This window comes from Mucilaginibacter sp. (genome assembly GCF_965201005.1).
GTDB lineage: Bacteria > Bacteroidota > Bacteroidia > Sphingobacteriales > Sphingobacteriaceae > Mucilaginibacter_A.
Map to the genome: position 1 here is coordinate 170,817 of NZ_OZ241747.1, position 22,468 is coordinate 193,284.

16 protein-coding genes are annotated in these 22,468 nt (G+C 39.1%); 3 read left to right on the plus strand and 13 right to left on the minus strand.

Going from position 1 to position 22,468, the window contains the following annotated elements:
• Position 1: 1 nt before the first annotated feature.
• From ACOFKR_RS00755 to ACOFKR_RS00765, 3 genes are all read right to left on the minus strand, one after another.
• Positions 2-352, minus strand: coding sequence for a DUF2149 domain-containing protein (locus ACOFKR_RS00755; RefSeq protein WP_419802118.1), 351 nt, complete (start codon positions 350-352; stop codon positions 2-4).
• Between the two features lie 11 nt (positions 353-363).
• On the minus strand, positions 364-924 hold the full coding sequence (locus ACOFKR_RS00760) for a MotA/TolQ/ExbB proton channel family protein (RefSeq protein WP_419802119.1): 561 nt from the start codon (positions 922-924) through the stop codon (positions 364-366).
• Between the two features lie 165 nt (positions 925-1,089).
• Positions 1,090-3,549: a TonB-dependent receptor gene (locus tag ACOFKR_RS00765; protein WP_419802120.1), complete on the minus strand. Its 2,460-nt coding sequence runs from the start codon at positions 3,547-3,549 to the stop codon at positions 1,090-1,092.
• 182 nt (positions 3,550-3,731) lie between these two features.
• Here ACOFKR_RS00765 and ACOFKR_RS00770 point away from each other — a divergent pair, with 182 nt between their 5' ends.
• Positions 3,732-3,878, plus strand: coding sequence for a hypothetical protein (locus ACOFKR_RS00770; protein ID WP_419802121.1), 147 nt, complete (start codon positions 3,732-3,734; stop codon positions 3,876-3,878).
• Between the two features lie 757 nt (positions 3,879-4,635).
• Here ACOFKR_RS00770 and ACOFKR_RS00775 read toward each other — a convergent pair.
• The gene (locus tag ACOFKR_RS00775) at positions 4,636-8,535 is read right to left on the minus strand and encodes a hypothetical protein (RefSeq protein WP_419802122.1); all 3,900 of its coding nucleotides are present in this window, start codon (positions 8,533-8,535) and stop codon (positions 4,636-4,638) included.
• A 101-nt stretch (positions 8,536-8,636) separates the two neighbouring features.
• Between ACOFKR_RS00775 and ACOFKR_RS00780 the strand changes: the two genes are divergently transcribed.
• Together ACOFKR_RS00780 and ACOFKR_RS00785 are read left to right on the plus strand one after the other, a co-directional pair.
• Complete coding sequence (locus ACOFKR_RS00780; protein ID WP_419802123.1) at positions 8,637-9,578, plus strand: hypothetical protein; 942 nt, start codon at positions 8,637-8,639, stop codon at positions 9,576-9,578.
• A gap of 29 nt (positions 9,579-9,607) precedes the next feature.
• Positions 9,608-10,414: a DUF4209 domain-containing protein gene (locus tag ACOFKR_RS00785; RefSeq protein WP_419802124.1), complete on the plus strand. Its 807-nt coding sequence runs from the start codon at positions 9,608-9,610 to the stop codon at positions 10,412-10,414.
• Between the two features lie 177 nt (positions 10,415-10,591).
• On the opposite strand, the gene ACOFKR_RS00790 is transcribed toward ACOFKR_RS00785, so the two are convergent.
• From ACOFKR_RS00790 to ACOFKR_RS00830, 9 genes are all read right to left on the minus strand, one after another.
• A complete protein-coding gene (locus ACOFKR_RS00790; RefSeq protein ID WP_419803600.1) occupies positions 10,592-11,251 on the minus strand; it encodes an HNH endonuclease in 660 nt (219 codons plus the stop codon).
• A 49-nt stretch (positions 11,252-11,300) separates the two neighbouring features.
• A complete protein-coding gene (locus ACOFKR_RS00795) occupies positions 11,301-12,362 on the minus strand; it encodes a DNA cytosine methyltransferase (protein WP_419802125.1) in 1,062 nt (353 codons plus the stop codon).
• Positions 12,363-12,479: 117 nt separating this feature from the next.
• Positions 12,480-14,528: an AIPR family protein gene (locus ACOFKR_RS00800; RefSeq protein ID WP_419802126.1), complete on the minus strand. Its 2,049-nt coding sequence runs from the start codon at positions 14,526-14,528 to the stop codon at positions 12,480-12,482.
• A 3-nt stretch (positions 14,529-14,531) separates the two neighbouring features.
• A complete protein-coding gene (locus ACOFKR_RS00805; RefSeq protein WP_419802127.1) occupies positions 14,532-15,482 on the minus strand; it encodes a PD-(D/E)XK motif protein in 951 nt (316 codons plus the stop codon).
• A complete protein-coding gene (locus tag ACOFKR_RS00810) occupies positions 15,475-18,138 on the minus strand; it encodes a Z1 domain-containing protein (RefSeq protein WP_419802128.1) in 2,664 nt (887 codons plus the stop codon). Before ACOFKR_RS00810 ends, ACOFKR_RS00805 begins: the two co-directional genes overlap by 8 nt.
• On the minus strand, positions 18,125-18,391 hold the full coding sequence (locus ACOFKR_RS00815) for a hypothetical protein (protein ID WP_419802129.1): 267 nt from the start codon (positions 18,389-18,391) through the stop codon (positions 18,125-18,127). Before ACOFKR_RS00815 ends, ACOFKR_RS00810 begins: the two co-directional genes overlap by 14 nt.
• Positions 18,354-19,547, minus strand: coding sequence for an ATP-binding protein (locus ACOFKR_RS00820; protein ID WP_419802130.1), 1,194 nt, complete (start codon positions 19,545-19,547; stop codon positions 18,354-18,356). Before ACOFKR_RS00820 ends, ACOFKR_RS00815 begins: the two co-directional genes overlap by 38 nt.
• A 72-nt stretch (positions 19,548-19,619) precedes the next feature.
• Complete coding sequence (locus ACOFKR_RS00825; RefSeq protein ID WP_419802131.1) at positions 19,620-20,048, minus strand: very short patch repair endonuclease; 429 nt, start codon at positions 20,046-20,048, stop codon at positions 19,620-19,622.
• Between the two features lie 121 nt (positions 20,049-20,169).
• Positions 20,170-22,194, minus strand: a complete 2,025-nt coding sequence (locus ACOFKR_RS00830; RefSeq protein WP_419802132.1) for a hypothetical protein — start codon at positions 22,192-22,194, stop codon at positions 20,170-20,172.
• Between the last annotated feature and the right edge of the window lie 274 nt (positions 22,195-22,468).

The window sequence follows — 22,468 nt, forward strand, 5'->3', positions numbered from 1 at the left end:
GTTATTGGGTTTTTGTGGTATCAGACACATAAATCACCTGCCCGTTTTCCAACTGATAAGCCGTGCCTAAACGCACACCATTGCCAGCCATGTTTTTGGAGCTGACCTTGCGTTTTACGATCTGGTTGTTTTTCTTTTCGATCATCTCAATGTCGCCGTTTTTTGTTTTTTTGGTCAGCGTCCATTCGCTGTCTTTGCTCATCAAATCCTGCGAAGAAAGCAATGTGAACATGGCCGCAATCACGGCCACGATAAATGCGATGCTCACGTCAAACAGCTGCGCAACGCCGGCAATCGGGTCGTCTTCCGTTTCGTTGTCTGTATATCTTTTTACCGGTTTTAAAAATTTCATTTTGTTAAAATTTAAGGTTGATACGTCTTTTTTAAACTGCCTGCCAACTTTTCTTCCGCCAGTTTTGATAACTCATAAATATCTTTTCGCTGCCATTTTAAGCGTGCGTGCATGATCGAATAGGCAATTCCGCCAACCACGAGGCCAATGATGGTTGTAGAAAATGCGCTGATCATTTGCGACGATAAACTGTTTAAATTGCCCTGCGACAAGCTGCTCAACGCTTTTGCCATTGGCGTGAGCGTGCCGATCAGCCCTAAAGTTGGGCCCATTTTTACGCTGTACCTTGCTGCTTGTATTTGCTGCATGCTTTTTTGCCCCGCTTTTTCCAGCACGTGGTTTAACTCAATTTCAACAATAGAAGCATCATCAGGCCGCATGTTATTTATCTCGTTGATAAATTGCCCGATAAAAAACGCAGGGGATTTGCTGCGGAGCCAATATTCCCGGCAAAAAACACCGGAGCCGTAAATAACTTTCCCCAATAAAAAAAGCAACGTAACCAATACCGGATAGATCACCAGGTTGGAAAGCGTGTAAAGCAGCGATTCTAAAATTTTAAGTAAGTCCATAAAGCGGTCTAAATTTTTATAATGTGATGAAATGTTGATGCTTCTTTTATGCCTGTAAAATTTGTTTTTCAATTTTATGCCGATAAAAACAGCATGTGGTTTCGCCTATTTTATACCGATAAAAGAAGCATCGCATTTTTCAGGAAAAACCATAAGTGGCGATAATTATCTTCTGGCGGACGAACCAAAATTGTAGGTGTATCGCAGCCGTAATGTTCGCCCGGGCTGGTCGTAGCCTCGTTTTTCGTAGTAGTTTTCATCGGTCAGGTTATTGATGGAAAGCCCGATCTGATGATGTTTGGTAACGTTGTAAGAACCGGCCAGGTCAAGCACGATAAAATCCGGATAGTAAACGATGGGCCGCAACGGATCGTTAAAATCGGTATCGTAACGCCGGCCAACATAACGGCCTGTCAGCCTGATGTTATAGTTCCGGTTGTTGCCATATTCCAAACCATAATTAACATTTACTTTGGCCACGTTTTGTATGGCAACCGCCGTTTCGGCACCAGTTGTTGGGTTTACGGTGATATCCTGCGCCCTTTTATTATAGGTTACGTTGGTAAAAGTCCGTAACGTGTAGCGGAAATTGGCCAGCGCACCAAAATCATAACTGGCGTTAAATTCATAACCCCTGATTTTACTTTTATTGGCATTGTAATAATTGGTCACGGCGGTTACGTTGTCCGTACCAATTGTATATGCCGGTGATGGCGGTGCTGAAACGGAAGCAATCCGGTTTTTTACATTGGTGCTAAAGTAGGTCACATCAAAAGTAAAGCCTGTTTTGGTATCATCATATTTGATCCCTCCTTCTTCGGAAACGCTGCTTTCGTTTTTAAGGTCGGGATTTCCTTGTGATACCGTTACTTTCCCTGACCCAGTTCCGGAAACCTGATAACCGGCAATCTGCAAAGCGTCCGGCGTAACAAATCCTCTTCCGATACTGCCGTGCGCCGTAAAATTACCGATGAAATTGTATTGGGCACTCAAACTTGGATTGACAATATTGTTGGTTTGCGAACCCGCAAAAAGTGTTTTTGTATAATTTGGGGTTGAAGTGAGCTTAAATTCGGTATTGTCCAACCGTAAACCCGGGTTAACAATCAGTTTGCTTTGTAGAAACCTGAACTGACCTTGCGCATAAAACCCGTTGGTAATGATAGAAGCGTTTGGCGCGATAGCGGTAGTAGTTTGTAACCCGGTTGTTTTGGAAGGTGCAGTTTCGCTGATCGTTTTGGATGATGCATTGTTGTAATCATAACCAATTATTACTTTTTGGCCATGTAAAAAAGATATGGCGTCCTTTAATTGTGCACCATACCATTGGTATTTGCTCCTGCCGGATTGATAAGGGTTTGGGATAACCGCCCCCGAAGTGGTACGGACGGCAAACGTGGTGGAAGACTCGTTTGCATAATACATACGGATGCCGATATCGTTATTTTTGATTTTCCCGGTAACCGATGCTTCCGCGTTATTGCGCAAAATATTTTTCAATCCCGCACCGCCTTCGCCAGAAAATATATCGCCCGGGGTTTCCACATGGTTTGCCCGGAAAAGCGTCCCGCTAATGTCCGCACGCCAGTTGCTGTCTATTTGATAACCGATCCGTGCCGATCCATTACCGTATTTATAACGCGTGTTCGGCCGTACTTGTCCGTCGCCACGCGAATCATCGGCCGTGGTTACTTTGCCGTTGCTGTAATAATCTGTCGCGGTGCCGCTGTGTAATATCCGCCTGAAAAAATTACCATCGCCCATTTTAAAATTTGTATTTCGCTGGAAAAACGTTCCCGCTACATCGAAATCAAGTTTTTTAGTGATATTTCCGCCGACCTTGCCGCCAAACTGAAGCGTATTGTACGAGCCGTAATCTGCAAAAACATTTCCGCGGACGTTGCCTGTTGTTTGTGGTGTGATGATATTGATCACGCCGCCCATCGCCTGCGAACCATATAATGCCGAAGCAGGGCCTTTTAAGATTTCGATATGATCGATAAAATTCAAGTCCAGCGTCCCTAAATTGGTCGTTCCTGCCGGGCGGCCATTGATAAGTAATAAAGTATGCTGCGTTAAACCGGAAAACTGCGGCCGAAAACCCCGAAAACCAACACCAGACAGTATCCCTGGATACTGAATAACATCAACGGCCGTTGTTTTTTTTATAATGTCCGTTACGTCTAAAGCAGGTGTGTAAGCAATGTCTTTTGAACTGATAAGTTCCACTTTTTGCGGCACGTCTTTTAATCTTTGCCTTGTCCTTCCCGCGGTTACCACAACTTCCCCAAGGGATTTTGCCACATATTGCAACACGAAAACCCGGTTGTTTAGCGATGAATCTTTGGTTATTTTGATTTCCCGCTGTTTAAAACCAACATGGCTGATAATCAACGTAAAAGGATAAGCGGCAATCGGAATGCTGAACTTGCCTTCTGGATTTGTACTGCCGCTAGCTTCTTTTTCTGCGCCTTTAACGGTAATTGAAGCACCTGTTACCGGGCGGGAATCTACTTCCGATAAGACGGTTCCTTTAAATAATTGTTGGGCAAAAACAGTATTGGGTTGTATGATGAAAGTTAGGATAGAAAAAAAGGATAAAACAAGTAAAAATTTTATTTTCATGTGGTTTTTAGAGAAATATTGAGTAATATCTGGTTAGAAGTCGGCACACAACCGAAAAACATAAATCCGGCTTTTGCCATAAGTTTTAAATGAAGCAGGAGCGGATTTAATTTTTGTAAAATCACGTAAGAAAAAATGCGTTGTGATTAAAAGGCCGTAGGCGGACCTTTATTGCCGGAAATATGGACAAACCCAAAATTGATTACACCAACAATTGCCTTGTTTTGCAGGTAAACGGTATTGACAAAAAGGTTGATCGCAACATCGTCGAACCGGTGGGTTTGTTGGGAAAGTTTGTGGTAAACGAAGCCGCAAACGGCACAATTTGAACTAACCGATTCTTTGTTTTTCAAATGTTTATGAAAGCGGATAAATAACGAAACTCCTCTTTCATCGTGATGATGAAAGGCTTCAACAAAAGGCAACAAGAAAAAAATTGCCAGCAAGAAAATCGTTATAATTGTTTTAAGAAGCTTGTTTGCTGCCAATTGCATAATTTATCAATTGCAGCAAAGTTGCATATAAAAATTGGTGATTTGAGTTTTTTATATTTTTTTTAGGACTAAATTTTGTTTAAAAACGATAGGACGATTTTGTCATACTTCTTTTATCACCTAAAAGTTGGTGGTTCTTCATTCTCAACAATCTGCCAAAAACCCAAATTTACAGGCATAAAAGAAGTATATAAATGTCTGCAATTAAACTTTGAACAGCTTTTAGAAGTGAACATAAATAAAAAAGGAGACACAAATTAATGTAGCTCCTTTTTTATTTTGGCAGAATGGACGGGACTCGAACCATGCCCTTATATTGTTGAATTTCAATGTTTTTACTTTCTAAAAACCTGGTGCTCACCAGATGCTCACCTATTTTTTGCAACTGATTGAATGCAAATGGGTTACATCAAAGGTATAAAAAAGTATGTTTTGATGCAATTTTATTCGCCGAATTTTAATGGCTCTATCTAAAGACTGATGATTATAAATTTAATCTTAGTTATCTTTCTGAAAACGCCGTCAATGATCATCATCCCGAAACTCTCCTAAATCACACCGATAAAACAGGTCCAACTCGATTCCACGGTGCTTATAAAGAAATCATTTCAAAAAGTTTTCCAACGAACTCCTCTTTACTAGGCACCTCTTTGCCTTCGACTATGTCTAATGACCATTGAAAAAATGCCATATCGATTTCATCTTCGGGAATCATTCTAACCCTATCTAAAATCGGTGTTGAATATTTGTTCTCTAGGTCAACTAACCAAGATAACTCAATTGGCGAATGCGGATCCAACCTTACCCGAGATTCCGTCAAGCGCCATAAATCATAAATGATCGTTGTATAGAGGGCCTTAACTTCATTTAGTGATATCTTGGTAAATTTGAGTTCCGGTAAAAAGAGTAGTGACTCTTCGTCCGGTATAATTGGAATCGGCATCTCGATATCCAAATCCGATTCCATGCTGACCTCCTCGATATAATCTTTGGAAAATCTAAGGCCAGACCGTACAGTATCATTGTCAACAAAAAACACACTGTAAAAGTGAATATCCAAAACCTTAAGCGGCTTGAGTAATAAGCTAAATCTCAAAAGCTCGTAACCATTGGTATGATCCAAATTTGCAACGCCGAACGTCGCAAAGGTTAATGTATCAGTTTCTTTAAGTTGTGACGGCAGGTAAAACACAAGGTCGGTTGACGAGGCTATTTCCTTCAATATTTGTTTAACCCTATTCAACTTGCGGTCATGAAAACTATCCCACCATTCGAAAACGGCATTTTTGCCGACCGCCTTTGGCTGCTGTGACTCTATTGGTTCATGGTGAAGAAAATACATGACTGTTTGATAGAGCCTGTTGTACCAATTTGCTTCATTACTTAAAAGCTCTGAATTGTCAAAGTACTGAAAAGTAAGTTTTTCAATAGTGTTAAAAGCAGCTTGCATCTTTTCGAGGTCGAAGTAAGTTGCTTTCAAATTGATGGTACCAATATTTCGGTCATTATCCTTTAAGGGATTAACTATATTCTGAAATTGGCTATTAAGATTTGAAAGATGTACGAGCCAACTATTGATAATTTTATGGTCAGCCTCATAAGTTTTTGTATTAAATACTTTTGTTTTATAGCTTGGAAAAGGCTTTCTAACCGTTAAAAGAGCCGATAACTTTTCCCTTTGCTTGATCATCGGTTCGATGGTAGCAAGTTGTTTCTTCCTATTTCTTTCGATCAGTGAATCTAAGAAACGAACGAAAGGTTTAACCGTTTCAACCGCTTCGGCCCTTATATATAGGATGCCTTTTTGCCAATCAAAAACTGATGATGCCGCATAATTTTTAAGGATCGTTGATGACCAGATTACGTTAAGATTTACATCAAAAAGACTTCCAATAGATTCGAGCGTCATTCCCTTGTTTGAATTCATCCGCACTGTGGAAACCAATTGCTCGTTGGGAAACGGCAATAAAATAGCTTGAGTATTGTATTTCTCGTAGTAAGGCAGGAAAGATGAGATTGTTCTAATCCGGTCAACACTAATGTCATTTGCCTGGTTAATCTCATCATCACGAAGCAAATAATTGATCGTTATTTCATCCCCCTCTTCACTGATCGTTATCGAATCTGTTTTAACTTTTAAAAGACTAATGATTTCAGATTTATTCTTATTAATAAAATCACGATACTTTTCAGGATTCTCAATCCTACAATAAACAAATAGGTCTTTGCTTTCCGTAACTGGCAAATCCACCAGCTGGCGAATCAGGTGTTCCTGTGTAGTTTCTATTTTCAAATTGAATGTCAGTTCTAATTTGTTAAACCACTTGTACAAGAACTCCAGGCCTTCATAACTAACGATCGGTGCAGTTCTTGATGGCAAAGCCAGGCTTAAGGCAGAACCAAATTGAGAAACCCCTGTATCTTTCAATGTATATTCAGGGAGTTTTTCAGCGATCTCGGCAAGTTTGCGAAAATTTTGCCCACCATCATCGCCAAGCATTTCTCCGAATTTTTGCAGCGTTTTTAAATTTGCGAAAGGAATTGAGTCATAAACGAAGATCTCAATCCCTCCCCCGCAATGAGCTTGGTCAAAAAAGGATTTATTTTTCAACCAATACATTTGCGGTTCACCATGAAGAATACCGTCAAAGGCGGCGGCCATATCAGTAAAGGCTCCGTTGACCAACAGACCTGCCAGTTCTTTGTAAAATACAGGCTTTTCCGAGTCCTTCAGCATACCTGGTGCATTAGCAAAAAAGTCGTATTTATCCTCCCCAAGTAATGTGTAGACCACAATCAAAGTATCTGCAATAGATACGAAATCATGTAGGGCATCTTTTATGTGCTCCGATCTGACGGGATGTAAACCCTCTACGTATTGTTGGTCAAAACGAATGAAATACTCGCTTTCCAATTCCTGGAAAACCGCACCGCGATCCTGTTCAAACCGTATCGTTCTATTGATATATGATATCAACATTTTGGTTTCTACCTTAAGGTTAAGGCAATCAGCAACGGCTACGATTCGCAGTATCTCCAATTTAGCCGCAGCGCTACTCTCCCGGGTAAGCTCTTTCAACTGCTGTTTTATACGGTCTTCGATCATCTGGCCACGGGTCAACAGGTAGGTGTATTCAATCAGCAACCCGCGGTCTTGTACCTGCTCCCATACAGGCTGCCAGTTTGGTGAACCTGTATATAGTTTGTTTTTTTGTTTAAGTTGTTGATATATCTCTTTGGCCTCGGATTGAGACAATTGGATATCTATTATTTGAAGCCCGATCCTTGATATGTCCGCTCCGTACCGGTACCAATCTTCATATCTTGAAGTGATCAATAATTTTACGGGGAGATCCGCTATTTTCTCTGCAAGAACTGACCAATAAGAAAGTGTGCTATCTAACCCGTCAATAACGATTAACGGTTGCTCTCCAATGATAATCCTCACCGTCAAAAATTCCTTGATAGCGTTTACTTGTTCCCAATTCACGCATTGGTATAACTGGTAAATTTTATACTGTTTTGAAAGATTAAACCCTACTTGCCATGCCAATGTTGACTTACCTTGCCCACTCGAGGATCGAATCACAACTGCGTCGGTTTCATTTAGTTTGGTATTGATTTGCTGTTCCCAGCCTTTTCGTCGTACAGGCAACTGGTCGGCTATGTGTACAGGTTTGGCAGCCTTCCCTTCAAAATAATCATCATTAGACTTTCCTGTTGTCTGGTAAATTACCGGGGCGAGCCAATTATGTCGCCAGGCAAGATTTACCGGGGCTTTGGAAAATGAATCCGTAACCATTATCAGTAACTCCTGGATATCGGTTCGGAAAATTTTTGAACGCTCTTTAGAGCGGGTAAAGGCAAAGTAAAATAGCGCTTTAAAGTACTGATCTTCGGCACCGACATTTACATTCCAGTTTTTCAATAGTGATAACCGTATCTTTGAAATAATATCGTTGAGATTATGTTTTTCGTAAGAGATGCGGCTTAGGAACTTTGCAAAATCGATATGCCTGTATTGTTCTCCCAAGCTGTTTAATTTTTCTGCCCAAAAAGCAATTGCGCCACTAGTTGTTTTCCCGGAGATCAGCGCATGAAGGTTTCCGTCGGAGATTTTCATATTATAAACTAACCTGAAATTGGCCGTCGGTTCCAAAGCATATACTTCAAGGAAGTTTTGCAGGACACCAAGTGTCCAAAATGTGCCTGCATTCAGCGGATTCTGTGACGATTTTAACTGTATATATTCTGCCTCTCTTGCATCGGATTTACGCTCTGAAACAACATCAATATCTTCCAGCCCTTCCAGATGAACGTATTTGTCGCTACTGTCGGCATTAAGCTTTTCTAAAAGGATTAATACTGCATAGGCGATCTGAAACTCTGTACCCCTAAAATTGACAGCGCCACCGGATCTTTTGTGTTCGATCTGTTGCAAGTAAGAGACGAGTATTTGCTGAGGGGTAATTGATTCAGGCGGCAAATTCATATTAATTTAGGATTTTAAATGGTATGCAATATAATTCATCGTCATCAGTAAACAGTACATCGGTATTTATTGATTATTTTTATCATAAATATTTAAGCCTATTGGATACCGACATTTCATTATCAGAGCGAACGTTTTACGCCCTTGTAGATCAGGAAGAGACGGCTTACGCTGCGACTGATGCCATTGATCTGGCCAATGAGGTACTTATTCTTTACAAGGACGAACCATTATTTGATCGAACGCCAATGGCGGTAGAGTTTTTTTGCTTTATGTCATTCCCTGATGACGAAGGGCATTTTAATAGCTTAACAGCTACCGGAATAGAGCGACTATCGTCCGATACCGCAGCTGTTTACTTAAAAAAGAGAATTACTCAAAGCCCCAACCTTTACTCGATCAGCCGATACGGACATATTCTGTGGGAGTTTCACAAGTCATTCCAACATGTTAAAATAGCAATAGAATCCTACCTGCAGATTGCAGGACATTGTCTTTCAAAGCTGTCTAATGATGAAAAGTCTTTCAGCCCTTTTAAACAATCGTTTCAACAGGCATTGATATTAAGCCTGAATTTAAAATATGAGTCAGGCGTTTCTGGCGCTACCAGTATTTTAGAGAAGTTTGTCCAAACGAGAACTGAGTTATGGATGAAAGAAATGATCATAGATCATCTACTTTCAAAAGCAAAAAAGATATTAAAGGCAGTCAACTTATTACCTTTCGTGGAAGAAGTCAAGGGCAATCCTGTGTTGAAGGGATATTTCCAGGCGAAAGAGATCCATCTTTGCGCCATCAAGGTGGCCAATTACTATAAAACAGGGGACGCACCGCTACTTTATGAACAGCTGGGCGATAAAATAAGGGCTGATGCCAATGGCAGAAAAGACGATAAGACCGGACTGGTCGTCATCCCACACCTTGCTGAAGCAATGAAATATTACCGGTTCGCAAAGGCTGATGAAAAATTTAAGGAGACGGCCAATGAGCTTGCTTTGTTTAAGAAAAAAGAAAACCATTCGCCCGGGTCAGAATTCCCTTGAGTGATACGTTAGGGGTACAGCTATTCGCGATGAACGAGCGATTTATCAAATGGATCAGTGCTGTACCGCCCGAAGCGCGACTTGTTGTTTTAGGAGGTGACAATAGCTTTCTTCCCAGGTTCGGGGCATCAGCAGCGGTACATAGCAGTCGATCGTTAACGTCATTGTTTACGGTTTATCAATTCGATAAGAACCAAAATTCAAAACTTTTAAAAGACCGGGCTAAACCGAAAAACGACGCCGATACGACGTATCACGCTCAATTTCAATTGACCGCCAAGCAAATTATAGTTACCATTATGCATGAACTCATTAAGAGCCGGCTGTTACCCGTCGAAAAGATGGACGAGCATTTCAAAAATAATTGGATAGGAATCATTCATCAGGCAGAAACAGACGGAAAATCAACTCCAATATGTTTTTATGACTACATACGTCCAGCATTAATCCATTATTTGGAACAAGTCACTAAATCTTTAACGAATTCAGGTGAGGCCAACTTTATTATGTGTATCGATGCCATGGTCATCAGGTTGAAATTTCTTTTGAGAAGTTTATTTAAACTCAAGGAAATCTCAACTACCACAATTGACACTGCGTCAAACGAGTTACGGGAGCTTTATTTACCGGAATTGCTTGAGCGGTCGAAAGAACTTAAGGTATTAGCCGATCAGGAGTATCAGGTATTAAATTACTTGTATACGAAAAGCGGGCTTGACCTGCGCAACAATATTGCACATGGATATTTTGATAAAAAATCTTACACCATCGAACTGGCTGATATAGTTTTCTGGTCTATAGTAAAACTTGGAGAACATCTTTTTCCAGCGCCGTAGGTGAATATTTTCCACTTCCTATTGATCTTATTTTCAGCACCTTATAGCGTTCCACTATCTCAACTCACCGACAACTCACTATTTTTCTTTTTTGATGCAAATCTTAGTTAAAGATGAAGATTTAGTAAATACGATGAAAATAAATATTATCCGAGCCTTTTCTAGTTAAATTTGGAATCACTTTGCATTGTCTTTAATTATATTAATTAATGCTTCAAGTGACAATGTTAAATTTCTTTTCATATGTACCATTCGATGGCAGTTTGAACATAGAGGTATTAGGTCAGTTTCAGGATTCGTTTCTACTAAAACAAAGCCATGATTAGGTTTTAATTTCCTTAAGTGGTGGATTTCAATAAAATCTTTTCCAATTTTACCATATTTCTCGAAGAAATTAAACCCGCAAGCCTTGCATGTTAAACCATGAATTTTAATTGCCTGAGTCCTTAACTTACCTATACGTTCCGCAATTTTCGAAATGACAATTTTTTCACCACCCTCCGTTTCCGATTCTTGAGTATCAAGAATTACTGGCTGGTTTTCGTTGTTTGAAAGTTCATTTTCAAATTTTCGAAACTCAATGTATCGTTTGAACCCATTAGTTTTTCGCTTTCTTTGGATTCTTTCTGACTCTATAACATGTGGAAGATTGAAAAGCTTATCAAAATATTCTAATAGAACAAATGTATCAACTTCGTCGCAAAGAGATTTAAGATGAAGACTAAAATTATTATTTAAATCTTCTGTAATAAGGTTAATTGAATTCGCATAGGCATCTATCGTGGATTCTTTGTATTGTCCAGATTCACCTCTTCCCTGATTTTTAAGATATAAAATGAATTTATCTTTTCATTATCCACGGAATACAATTAGAATATGTGCTAAATTAATATGTAAGTATTTTTTTAAATATTGCCTCAGCAAGCAATGGCGGTACAGCATTACCAATCTGTTGTTGCACATGCATTAGTGTTCCCTCAAACTCAAAATGATCCGGAAAACTCTGCAGACGTGCTGCTTCTCTCACCGAAAGACCACGGTCCTGAAACGGGTGGATCAGCATATTTTTTCTGTAATTTGATATTACAACCGAAGGAGATCCTGCATCAAGTCTCTTATAGATTCCGCTATGGCAATTATCTACATTTGCATAATTAGCCATCATTTCTATTGGAATCGCTCTCCAGTTTTGTCCCTGCTTGATATGTTTGTAACGCTCAATTACATAATCTTCATTTTTAGAAACAAGATTCTGACGGGCAACAGTTGATTTTGAACGCATCGACTGCGCATAGCCACTAACTTCGCTAATATCTTTGCTGTATGGAAGTTCAGCAAATTTGTCGCCATTCAAAAGTTCAGGTAGATCTGAAATAGCTTCTTCTACGGTTACTCTTGTATCGCTTTTTTCAGGAAATTCAAAAACCTTTCCCAGACGGTTTCCTACCATTATAAAACGGTTGCGGTGTTGCGGAACACCATAATCTGAGGCGTATAAAACTTGTTCGGTGGTTTCATAACCTATTTCTTTGAAACAGGCTTTAATTTCTTTGACAGTTTCACCTTTATTAAACGTTGTTATGCCTTCAACGTTTTCAAATAAAAACCACTCTGGCTGAAGTTCATCTACAAACCTTACGAATTCGTTAAACAGATAATTGTTTTTGTTGAATTCGGTACGGGTTTTTGTATTGGACAGGGAGAAGCCCTGGCATGGCGGACCTCCAAAAACTATAAAGGGCTCTTTGGCAATATGCTCTAAGGGCTTTATCTTGCCAATGTCTTCGCAGAGAATATTAACGCCCCGATGATTTTTGCTGAATGTTTTTGCAGCAGACGGATCTTTCTCAATTGCCAGGCCGATACTAATACCAGCATTTTCGGCACCTAAACTCAGGCCACCTGCGCCGCTGAAAATATCAATACCAATTTTTTTAGTAGTTTTCAAAATGTAATTTGTTGACAATGAGTCTTTTACGAAAAAATATTTAATTCTGCAAATTGAAAATTTCGACCTTTGAAGGTAGCAAATAAGGCTTGCTTTTAAAAAAGGTTTTTTAATTAGTTACAACTGCTCAAGTCCGACACCTTCCATCTTTGCACTCTCATAGATCTGTGACAGGATTTTTGCCTGTTTTTCAGAAGGAAGATTGATTTTCCCTCCGGCCATTTTTGCAAGAACATCAAGATGCATACTGCTGAGGTTTTTGATTCCTTTATAATTACTGTAGTAATTTAAGATTACGTTCCAATCATTAGATGAAACTTTCATAACAAAAATCTGAGCATCAATTCCTTTGTCCACCGCCTTAGTTTCTTTGGCATCTTTAGCTTTGAAATTTTTGTCTTCGCGGAAAATAAAAAGCCTCGGATCTTCTTCCGGAAATTCGATGTCAATTTCCTGCACACTTTCCCAGCATTTAAAGTTTTTAGTCCACTGAGTGATATTGGCATAACCGGTAGCCGGGTGGGTTACGCTGTGATAGACTTTTTCCGAAATAAGCTTGAGCATTTCTGTAAGCGAATCGGGAATATCCTGCAGTTCCCATATTAGGTCGAAGTTCAGATCAACGCCAGAACCTTGGGTTAACGCCGATAAATAGGAAATTGTATAAGCAACTGTCTGAGCTCGAAAACCTCCGTCATACCACGGGGCGGCGGAAACTATTCGTTCGGTAGCTCTGAAAAGAATAACACGACAGATTGCATCTTTAAAATAAGATTCTGTAATTGCCAGATTATCCTTTTCAAGAATTTCATTTATTTCCTCGGCAAATTTTTTAAAAGCTTCCTGTGCTCCTTTTGAAACAATATCCGGCCGTCTTCTCCAGGTAACTTCTGTTTTTGAAAGAAGTGTTTTATCTACTACCTGCTGCTTCGGATTTTCAATTAAAAATTTGTTTTTATCAGTCGGTTTCAAATATGCCTGACTATTCAGATATTCCCCGCGCACACGCTCATAAAACCAGTGCGTGCGTTTCTGAGATCCTCCAGTGGCTGGTGCAAATACTCTGTTCGAATAGTCTTTCATATCCTTGTGAAAAGGGCTATTGGAAAAAAAATCTGAATTATTGATCTTATTCTGTGTGTTCGCATATTCTGCGACTTTAGATATAAATTCGTCCTGGTTCTCCGTTTTTTTGACAACAGAAAGCTTCATTTGGACGGCAACTTTTGATACATCAAGCTTCGATGTCATTTTTGCCGCATAAATAGCAGATGTAGTCTGTCCCCCGTTTACGATCTGAAAGTTTTTAATAACCTTAAGATTCCCATCGTCGCCAATTTCCACCGATTCTGCTGTCGCAGTAATTCCATTATTATAAGCAAAGAACATCTCCGGTTTCCACTCTATTGTATTTCGAAGACCTTTATTTACGCCCCCTTTGAACTGCAGGAAAGTTCTTACATTCTGCTCAAAAAGCTTCTGTCCGTTATGCTCGTAAATATCGACCAGCAGATCACCTTTTAAAACCGTCAGATAAGACTGATAACTGTCATTTTCATCGTTAATTACAAGACAAGGGAGGTTTACATTGATATCGGATACTGCGGATTTTGTTTCCGACTCATATATGTTATGGAGATATTCTATATCAACCACCCTGAAATCAAACTGCACATCTTTTATGGTTTCCGCAGGAAGTTCCACCAGATTTCTTGTAGCCTTTCCATCTGTAAGTACCATCAGGCGTACCTTATGCAGCATTTTATTCTCAAAATACCGGTATATATTATAGGCCATCGAATGTGCTTCCGACGTCTCCTCCATTTCCCGGAACAATCCTTCCGTGGATTTATTAAAAAAAGCTTTTAAACGCGTAAATTTTGTTTCCAGCTGCGTTCTTGTCAGAGACTGAACAGAATCGTCCTGGTAAAACTGATGGCTCAGAATCGTCAGAATCTTTCTTTCATCATCATAATCAAAACCATATGCTTCAATGCCTCTTTTAATATATTCTGCTGGTGTATAATTACTCGTCAGATCTCCAACACTCACCAGGTCTTCGCATACAATTTCAAAAAATGACTGGGCCGTTAACAGGCCGCGTGAGTCTGCATCTATCAGCACTGACTGTATAAAGTCCTGGTGAAATTCTTCTAAGCTTGCCATTTATCAGATGTTATTTAATGATGGTATATTCGTTTCAAAAGCTTTGCATTTAGACAGATCAATTGTATACTGTACTGCAGTAATCTGATCGGCAACTGCAGCTGAAGTTATTCTTGGGAACTCTACAGAGACGTTATAGCTTTTTCTGCTGTCAGTAGTGTATTTAAAAAATGGTCCTTCTGTAATTCCATCAAAATAACCATACTGATTTAATTTCCCCTCAAAACTGTCGAGTAGCCTTGAATCTGCTGAAAGCTTCTCCCTTATATCATCAATTAAATCCAGGATATTCCTGCCGCCATTTGTTTTACTTACGCCGAATGCAACGAGGTAGAGACGCTTTGTATCAAATAGCAGCTGATGCATAGAGGATATTTTGACAAAGGGCCCTTTAGAGGTAATGTATGATTTTATTTCAGCAAGGAAATCATCAAACGAAAAATCCTGTTTGTCAAAATCGGGACCAACCCAGGCACCAATAGCAGGATCAATTGGCATTGCTGTCAGAACGTTATCATTTAAAAATGCAAGCTCTGCGAAAAGCCCCATCTGTAACTGTTCGGTCATTGTTTTTGCCGCTCCCATGCTTAAAAAACGCTGCCAGTGACGCAGTCTGTTTGCAACTGTGCTGTATAGCTTAGGTTCTGTTTCAGCAGTCAGGGAGCTATTGATCAGGTCAAGACACAGGGTATGGAAAATATCCTGGTCAGAAGGATTCATTATAACTAAAAACAATTCATCATCGACATTTTCATGCCTGTGAATTAACGATGTGATGCCGCTTATTTTAGCAATCGGCTCAGCGTCAGCTGGAATATTTTTGAAATTTATTCTTAAGCCTGATCTCCCTTTATCATCCTTAATCCAGTGAAATCTGTAAGCGGTTTTTATTTCAACTCTTTTTGATGAAGCCAGGTTAATTTTTGCCCAAGGGTTGTTTGTTTCTTCAGTCATCGGAAGCCTGATCTAATTCTAAATCTCTTAGGAGATTCTGGTAATAAACGGTATTTATTTTCAAGGTTACGATATCCTCTTTTGAAGTCACATCGCCGGGAAAGCTGGCACCAATTGCTACAATTTCATCAATTCCGTATTCCTTAGTTGGCTCACCATTTTTGTTAAAAGTGGGTTCGATTATATGAAGCATCAGGAGCGGACGCGGAAGATTCTTCCTAGTCTCCCCGCGATCTGCCGCGTATTTTTTTCTCAGTTCCGGGTCCGCTATTCCAATTGATTCCGCGGATCCTGATGAAACCTGTCTGTTCTGGATTTCAAAAAAGCCTTCCTTCTTATAAGTAAACTGTCTTTTTTCCCGTTTGATTTCAATTCCTTTATGAATAAAAGGGGCGCCGGTACCATTGTGAAGGGAAACATCCCAGTTAATATCCCGTTCTTCAGTAAATTTCTCGATATACGGTAGCGGCATTCTGGAGGTGAGGCCAAGCCGGTCGTTTTCAAAAGTCTTGAACTTTTTAAGAAAGCCTCCGATTATTTTCCTATCCACGTTCTTCCAAATACGACTGCCTTCAACTGGTTCCGAAACTGCAAGTGAGTCCATAAGCAACTTGACAAGATCGATGTTTTTCTTTATGTCGGCGGGGTCGCTTCTAAGTCTGCTCGTTTCCTTTAGCCTTCCATCGAGCTTTAAAGAATGGACATATTCCGTAACATTCTTCTGTTTGTTACGTGCTGTTACCTGAAGTGCGTTATCGGGGTTTTCCTGCACGGACAAGCCGAAATCATTGGGCGTCATGCCTTTTTCAGCCATCAGTTTGAAGTCCTTATAGAGATCTTCCGTTGAACTGATAATTTCAGCAAAATCTTCAATTCGGTCTGCCGGCATAAAAATCCGGCAAAGATCCTCGTACCCCGGCCTGTACCCAAACCACCTGCCCATCTGTAGTAGGGTATCCCAAAAAACAGTGCTTCGCAGAAAATAGCTTATGCTTAGTCCTTCAACAGTAAACCCGCGGGCAAGACTGGTACCTCCGATAACAATTGCATTAGTAACAGCGTCGTTTCTGTAAATCAGCGGAAGAGTGGTCTTCTGATGGACCTCTCTTACAATTACACTATCGATAATATCTGTCAGGCTGAGCAGAATATCTTTCCAATTAAATTCTATCTCTTTGTAATACTTTTCAAGGCTCGATTTTAGATCCTGAAGATGAAGGCTCTGATCAAGAGCATCCGGCAGTTTACCATATGAGGTTATATCCTTAGTTAAGTTCGTAAGATATGAGGCAGCCTGCTTTGCAAGCTTTTTATGAACGTCTGTAAATCTGGAGGCATGTATCAGCATGCTGTTATGTTTGTTCCCCTGCCCGCGGAGATTTCTTATGACTACGACAAGGAGAAAGAGGCGCAGCGCTTCCAGCAGTGTGCCTGGCAGGTGATCAATTTCAAGATCCTTTTTATGATTGAGAGGAAGGATATCGGTCCAGTCGTTAATTGCAACCAGGGATTTTCTTTCAGTCTCAAGAAATATACGTCTTGCTCCAAAATAATTCGTCGGAGCATCAAGCGCATAAATAAAATCCTTTGGAAATAAGTCTCTTCCCAAATCCGCACTTTCAGCTTTATGATCAATAAATATATTAGCATAGGGTGTTGCAGTAAAAGCGATATAAGCGCTTTTCTGAAAAAGACCTATCAATGTTCTCAGCCTTTTATTAATAATTGTTGGATCACTTTCTTCTCTAGTGTTGATGGACGCGTAATCAGACTCATCGTCGATAACAAGCATTGCATGTTTTACAATCTTGTTCACATACTGCTTCTGCAGCCAGTCAATAACATTTTTGAGTGTTCCCGAATTCTTCTTTATTACCATAAGGATTGGCACACTGATGTTGTCAAAATTCAGACCCTGAGCAACCTTGTCTGCATCGTGCTTATTAAAATCCTTTTCAACAGTTGTCAGACTGTATGGCAGCATTTCCTTTTTAGAGTTTCCTTTTCCTGCTCCAACCTGCACACCTTTGGACTGACCAATAAATGATTCATTGAGTCTTTCTTGAGTCTGATTCCTCAGATTGTTTTTATCACCGGCGATAACTACTATAAATTTATACCCTGCATCAGCAGCTTTGCAGACTATTGCCGCATAATTACCTGTTTTTCCTGACTGAACATGGCCAACCACCATTCCATATCTGGAGAACGACGAAACAGTTGGGTTTTCAATATTATCCAAGATAATATCAGTATCCTCATCTATCGTTTTGACTACATCAGGCGGAAGGGTTGTTGCAAGATAATCGGCATAACGAGGCCAGTAATATTTTAGCGATTTCTGCTTATTAAGCGTTGACCACCATACAGTATCTCGGTCCTGCTGTTCTTCACCCTGAATCAGGGTGCCGTTAGAAAGCTTAACATTAAAATAAATTTCAAAATCTGTCGCCATCCTTGCCCAGTCTTCTTCTGATAAGTCAGTATAAGAATCTATCGAAAGTATGTTGGCAAAGTTTTCTGCGCCTATAGCTGTAATTACGTTTCTGATTTTGGTAATTTCTTCTTCAATTTTAGTTGGCGGCAGAGAACCGTTAACCTTTAATAGTTTGTTATGAATATTCTCGTTAACTGCTTGGTAACTAATTGTGTCCATCTTGTAATAGATTTTTGCGGCCTTTGTATAATTCTGTTTTTAGTAAATCATCAATATCTTCCTGCGATAAGCCGGAGGCAAGCAGTTTTGATGTTAAGTCTGTTATATCGGTTTCAGTAAACGCAGTCTGCTGTTTAATCAAATGGGGATTTTTCTGAAGGTTAAATTGTATCGCTTCTATAGGAAGGTATGCTTCAAGGCCTTTTAACAGAAAATTAAGTTTCTCTATGGCTGCCAGCAGATAAATCGTCAATCAGTGACCTGAAAAGAGGATGTTCCTGATTAACTGCAAAACGAATGTCATCATTGAGAGAAAGAATTTCCCAGAACTGCACAATAGTTTTGTCTTCGATTTTTCTGCCTCTGCCAGTGTATGGACGCGAGCCTTTTTCGGTGGCCTGACCAATTACCCTTTTTAAATCTCTTTTAATTTCTTCTGACGGTCTGGCTATAGATTTTTTAATATCTATACCCCAGTGTGCATCTATACTGTTGGGAATATCAATTTTTATTCGGACAAGTTTATGAGCATCAAGCGATTTATGAAGCCCCCACCAAGTGCCGTAAATTAGTATTCGGTTTTCTCTGTACAGATAGAACCCCTGAGATTTTATATAACCTTCTTCAGTTGCATACAGATCATACTCCTGCTGGGTAAGTTTGGAATGATGCGGAAGAATGTATGGCTGTATAATAATATTCGTATCATAAAGCCTGATTTTTTCAGCCGGTAGTTGCTGCGTTGCCGGATGATTCATATTAAATGGGTTAAACGGAATTAAAATATTTTGATTAACAAATATTTTAACTGCCTTAGCGGTTTCTGACCCTTCAAGATATTTATGAAACACAAGAGATAAATGTTTCCTCAGAAGAGCAATTACATTTGCAAAACTATGCTTGTCAGATCTGTCAATATTCTCCCAGCAGACTAGCGTTCCGCTTTCCAGTGCATACAGATCCTGTAGAAGAGGAATGTGATCGAAGTTCTCAGGGGTTATAAGAAGCCACTTATTTTTTTGTGAGATATAATCGATATCCCATTGTCTCGCATAAACCTGACCATCCTTCTTTGTTATTACAGTCAGTTTTTTACACTGCGAAAAAGATGCAGTTTTCAGACCCAGACCAAACCTTCCTAAATCATTTTTCTTTCGTACATCCTTCGGGTTTTTAGAAGCAAGTCTCATAGCCTCCAGTAATTTAGGCTCGGACATGCCAGATCCGTTATCAAGCATGGAAAAAACGAGATGAGGATTAGGAACAGTTACGATTTTTATTTCCGAACAACCCGCTGTTAAGCTATTGTCGATTAAATCGGCGACAGCGACTTCAAACGAGTACCCAATGTCTCTTATAGAGTCAATAAAATTACCAACATTTGGGTCAACGACCTCTGTTTTAAGCATATAAATAATAAGGTTTAAGGCCTGATTAGGTCTATATGTTAAAAGTAGTATTATTTATAATATTCTAAGTTATTAAATCGGGTTAATATAAATTAATTGAGTTATCAGAGAGGTCATCGTTTTTAAAAAACATTCCTTTTTGAGCTCGCACTCCCATATTACAATAACCTTCCATCCCATATTTTTCAAACCTTCTTGGTTTTTAGCATCCCGTATCGAGTTCCCACTGAGCTTTATACTCCAGTATTCAGTATTTGATTTTGGTGAAACAGCATACCGGCATCCGGGATGGCCATGCCAGAAACAGCCATGAATAAGTATGACTGTTTTATATTTTGGTAATATAATATCAGGTTTTCCGGGGAGATTTTTATTGTGTAGTCGAAAGCGGAAACCGGCTTTAAACAAATATTTTCTTACTAATAATTCCGGCCGCGTGTCTTTGCTTCGGATTCGAGACATATTAAAACTTCTTACTTCTTTACTATGAGTATCTGCCATACTTATTCAAGATCAACATGGATGCCACAATAATTTTAAATAGCGATATGGCATTAAAGACAACTTTAAAAAATTAAAATGTTGTACCCGTCTCGAATTTCTCTAGTAATGGTAGATAAGTTTATCCCTTACCAAACAACTTATCAAAAAAGGGCATATGTCTATTTTTTGCATATTCAATAAGCTTAGAAAAGGTCATAACTTCGATATGAAGATTGTTATTGGCCTCCATCTTATAAAATGTCCCGAATGGTGTTTTTTGCCAGCCTTTTCCAATATTAAATTGTTCCAACAGCGGAGGTAAGAAATCAAGAATAACAAAACCAAATTTAGGTGTCTCCTTTTTTACAACAACATGTTTGCCTTTATAATTTTTCTTATCTGGTGAATAAAGAAAATCATCAAAATAGGGCTCGATCAGTTCAGAGAACTGCCACCTGTAATCATTTTTGTTTTTCTGATGTGCCACATCGCCAGGTCGTTTAAATTCAAAAATGACCATAGAATTAAGCTCCCCGTTGCTTTTATCACCGAAACTGATTGGGTTGTCAAACATTTGGGGCTGTTCATTCAAGCAGATGAGATCCGGCTCCTTAGCACTTTTCTTTTGGGAAATCGAAGTGATCGACTTATCAGAAGCGATGAACTTATAAGACAGGAATCGTTCATCAAGTAGCCATAGATTGTGCATTTCATAAGGCATTTCTTCATTGGTAAATCCTAACGGAAAGATAATGTTATGGATATCCTGTTCTAACTTATATTTACCTTCACTATCTGCCTCAAGAAACTTATCAAACAGATCAATGATAGCCTTGCGTCGCATCATATAATCAGCAAGACTGTCGACATCATAAGCGGTTTTTTCTTGAATATCCTTTTTTATTTTTTGAATAGTTTCTTCACTTATCTGCTTATTGTCAATAAAATCCTGCAGTTTGGTTTCAACTACCTTACGAGCATGAAAAGAAATACGGTAAAGATGCTCCTCCTTTTTATCATCCGTTAAGTTTGGCGGTATAGATTTTAGCAGTTCAGAATTATTCCTTAAACTTTTATACCTAGGCGCTTTTTCATCAATATAATTTTGAAGTTCGGATTGGCTTTTTTTAGACGAGTCTTTAATGTGATCATCGTATTCTTCTTCAAGCACTTTTACTAAAGCATTCTCAATCTGGTCAAATGAGATGATTCCCTGATCCTGAAAAAGCCCGTCATCCTCCTGCGGAATAGCAAATCCGTTTCTTGTCTTATAGTTTTTCTTATTAAGGTAATCGCTAACAATGTAAACTTCTAAAAAATAAGCCTTGCCACCTTGGACAATCGGGTAGCTGAAAAGACTATTCACCTTCGCAATGCTCTTGGGTTGTCCCACTACTCGTGAATTTGCACAATAATAGATATAGTGATTCTTCCTATTATTTTCCTTTAAGACTTTAGTTATATAGGCTCGGAATATCTGGTCACCGACTTGGAATGTTCTTTCCTTTTCTTTTGATACTTGCTGGAAAAGATCATTAATTACTTCACCTTCCTGGCTTTCTGCGTCGAAAATCCGAATGAGCGGCATTTGATCACTCAAGTAATAAATAAGACAGTGATGCATCACTTCCTTGGAAATATCCGCGATGCTAACTGCAGTCCTATCTTTAATTATTGGATTAAAACAGTCAACAAGTTCAATCGTAGTTTTGGCGATTTCCGTATCTGAATCCTCATACTTTAATGGAGTTACCTCATCTTCAGAATCGCACCTAAATTCTCTAATTTTCCATTTGCCGTTTTCATTAAAAATGCTTCTTACATTCATTTCGCGGAATGCAGCAAGCACAGTAAATCTTCCAATTCCTTTACATCCAAAATCTCGGTTCACCTTGGAAAATGGTGTTTCAAATGATTTAAAATTCTTTTCGGTAAAGCCTATACCGTTGTCAGTAATAGTAATGGAACTGATTGTCCGTATCCCCTCGATATGTGTCTGCTGCGGAAGGTCTCCCCGTTTAATCTTGATCTGAATTTCCTTCTCAGCTACATCTGATTGTATTAAACTGATGATTGAATTAACAACACACTCAAATAAAGGCAACAATGCGTCTTTTGGGGTCAAGTCTACGGTTTCAACAATATTTTGAACAGATACAATCATAGCGGCTTAGTATGGCATAAATATAGGCTTATTCAGACTTTGAGGCTAAATTATTTAACCGTAATATAATGTTGGAATGTCAGGCAGTCTCATAAAACAAATATTGGGAATAAATTTATTATATCAATAAGAATTACTAAATTTATTAGTAAATTCTAAGGTCTCTTGATCTGTAATAGATGACTAATAGATTATTTTATGCAGCTTACTAATAAGCAGAGATTTAACAATTGATATTTAACAATAAAGACTATTTTTACTAATAACGATTAAA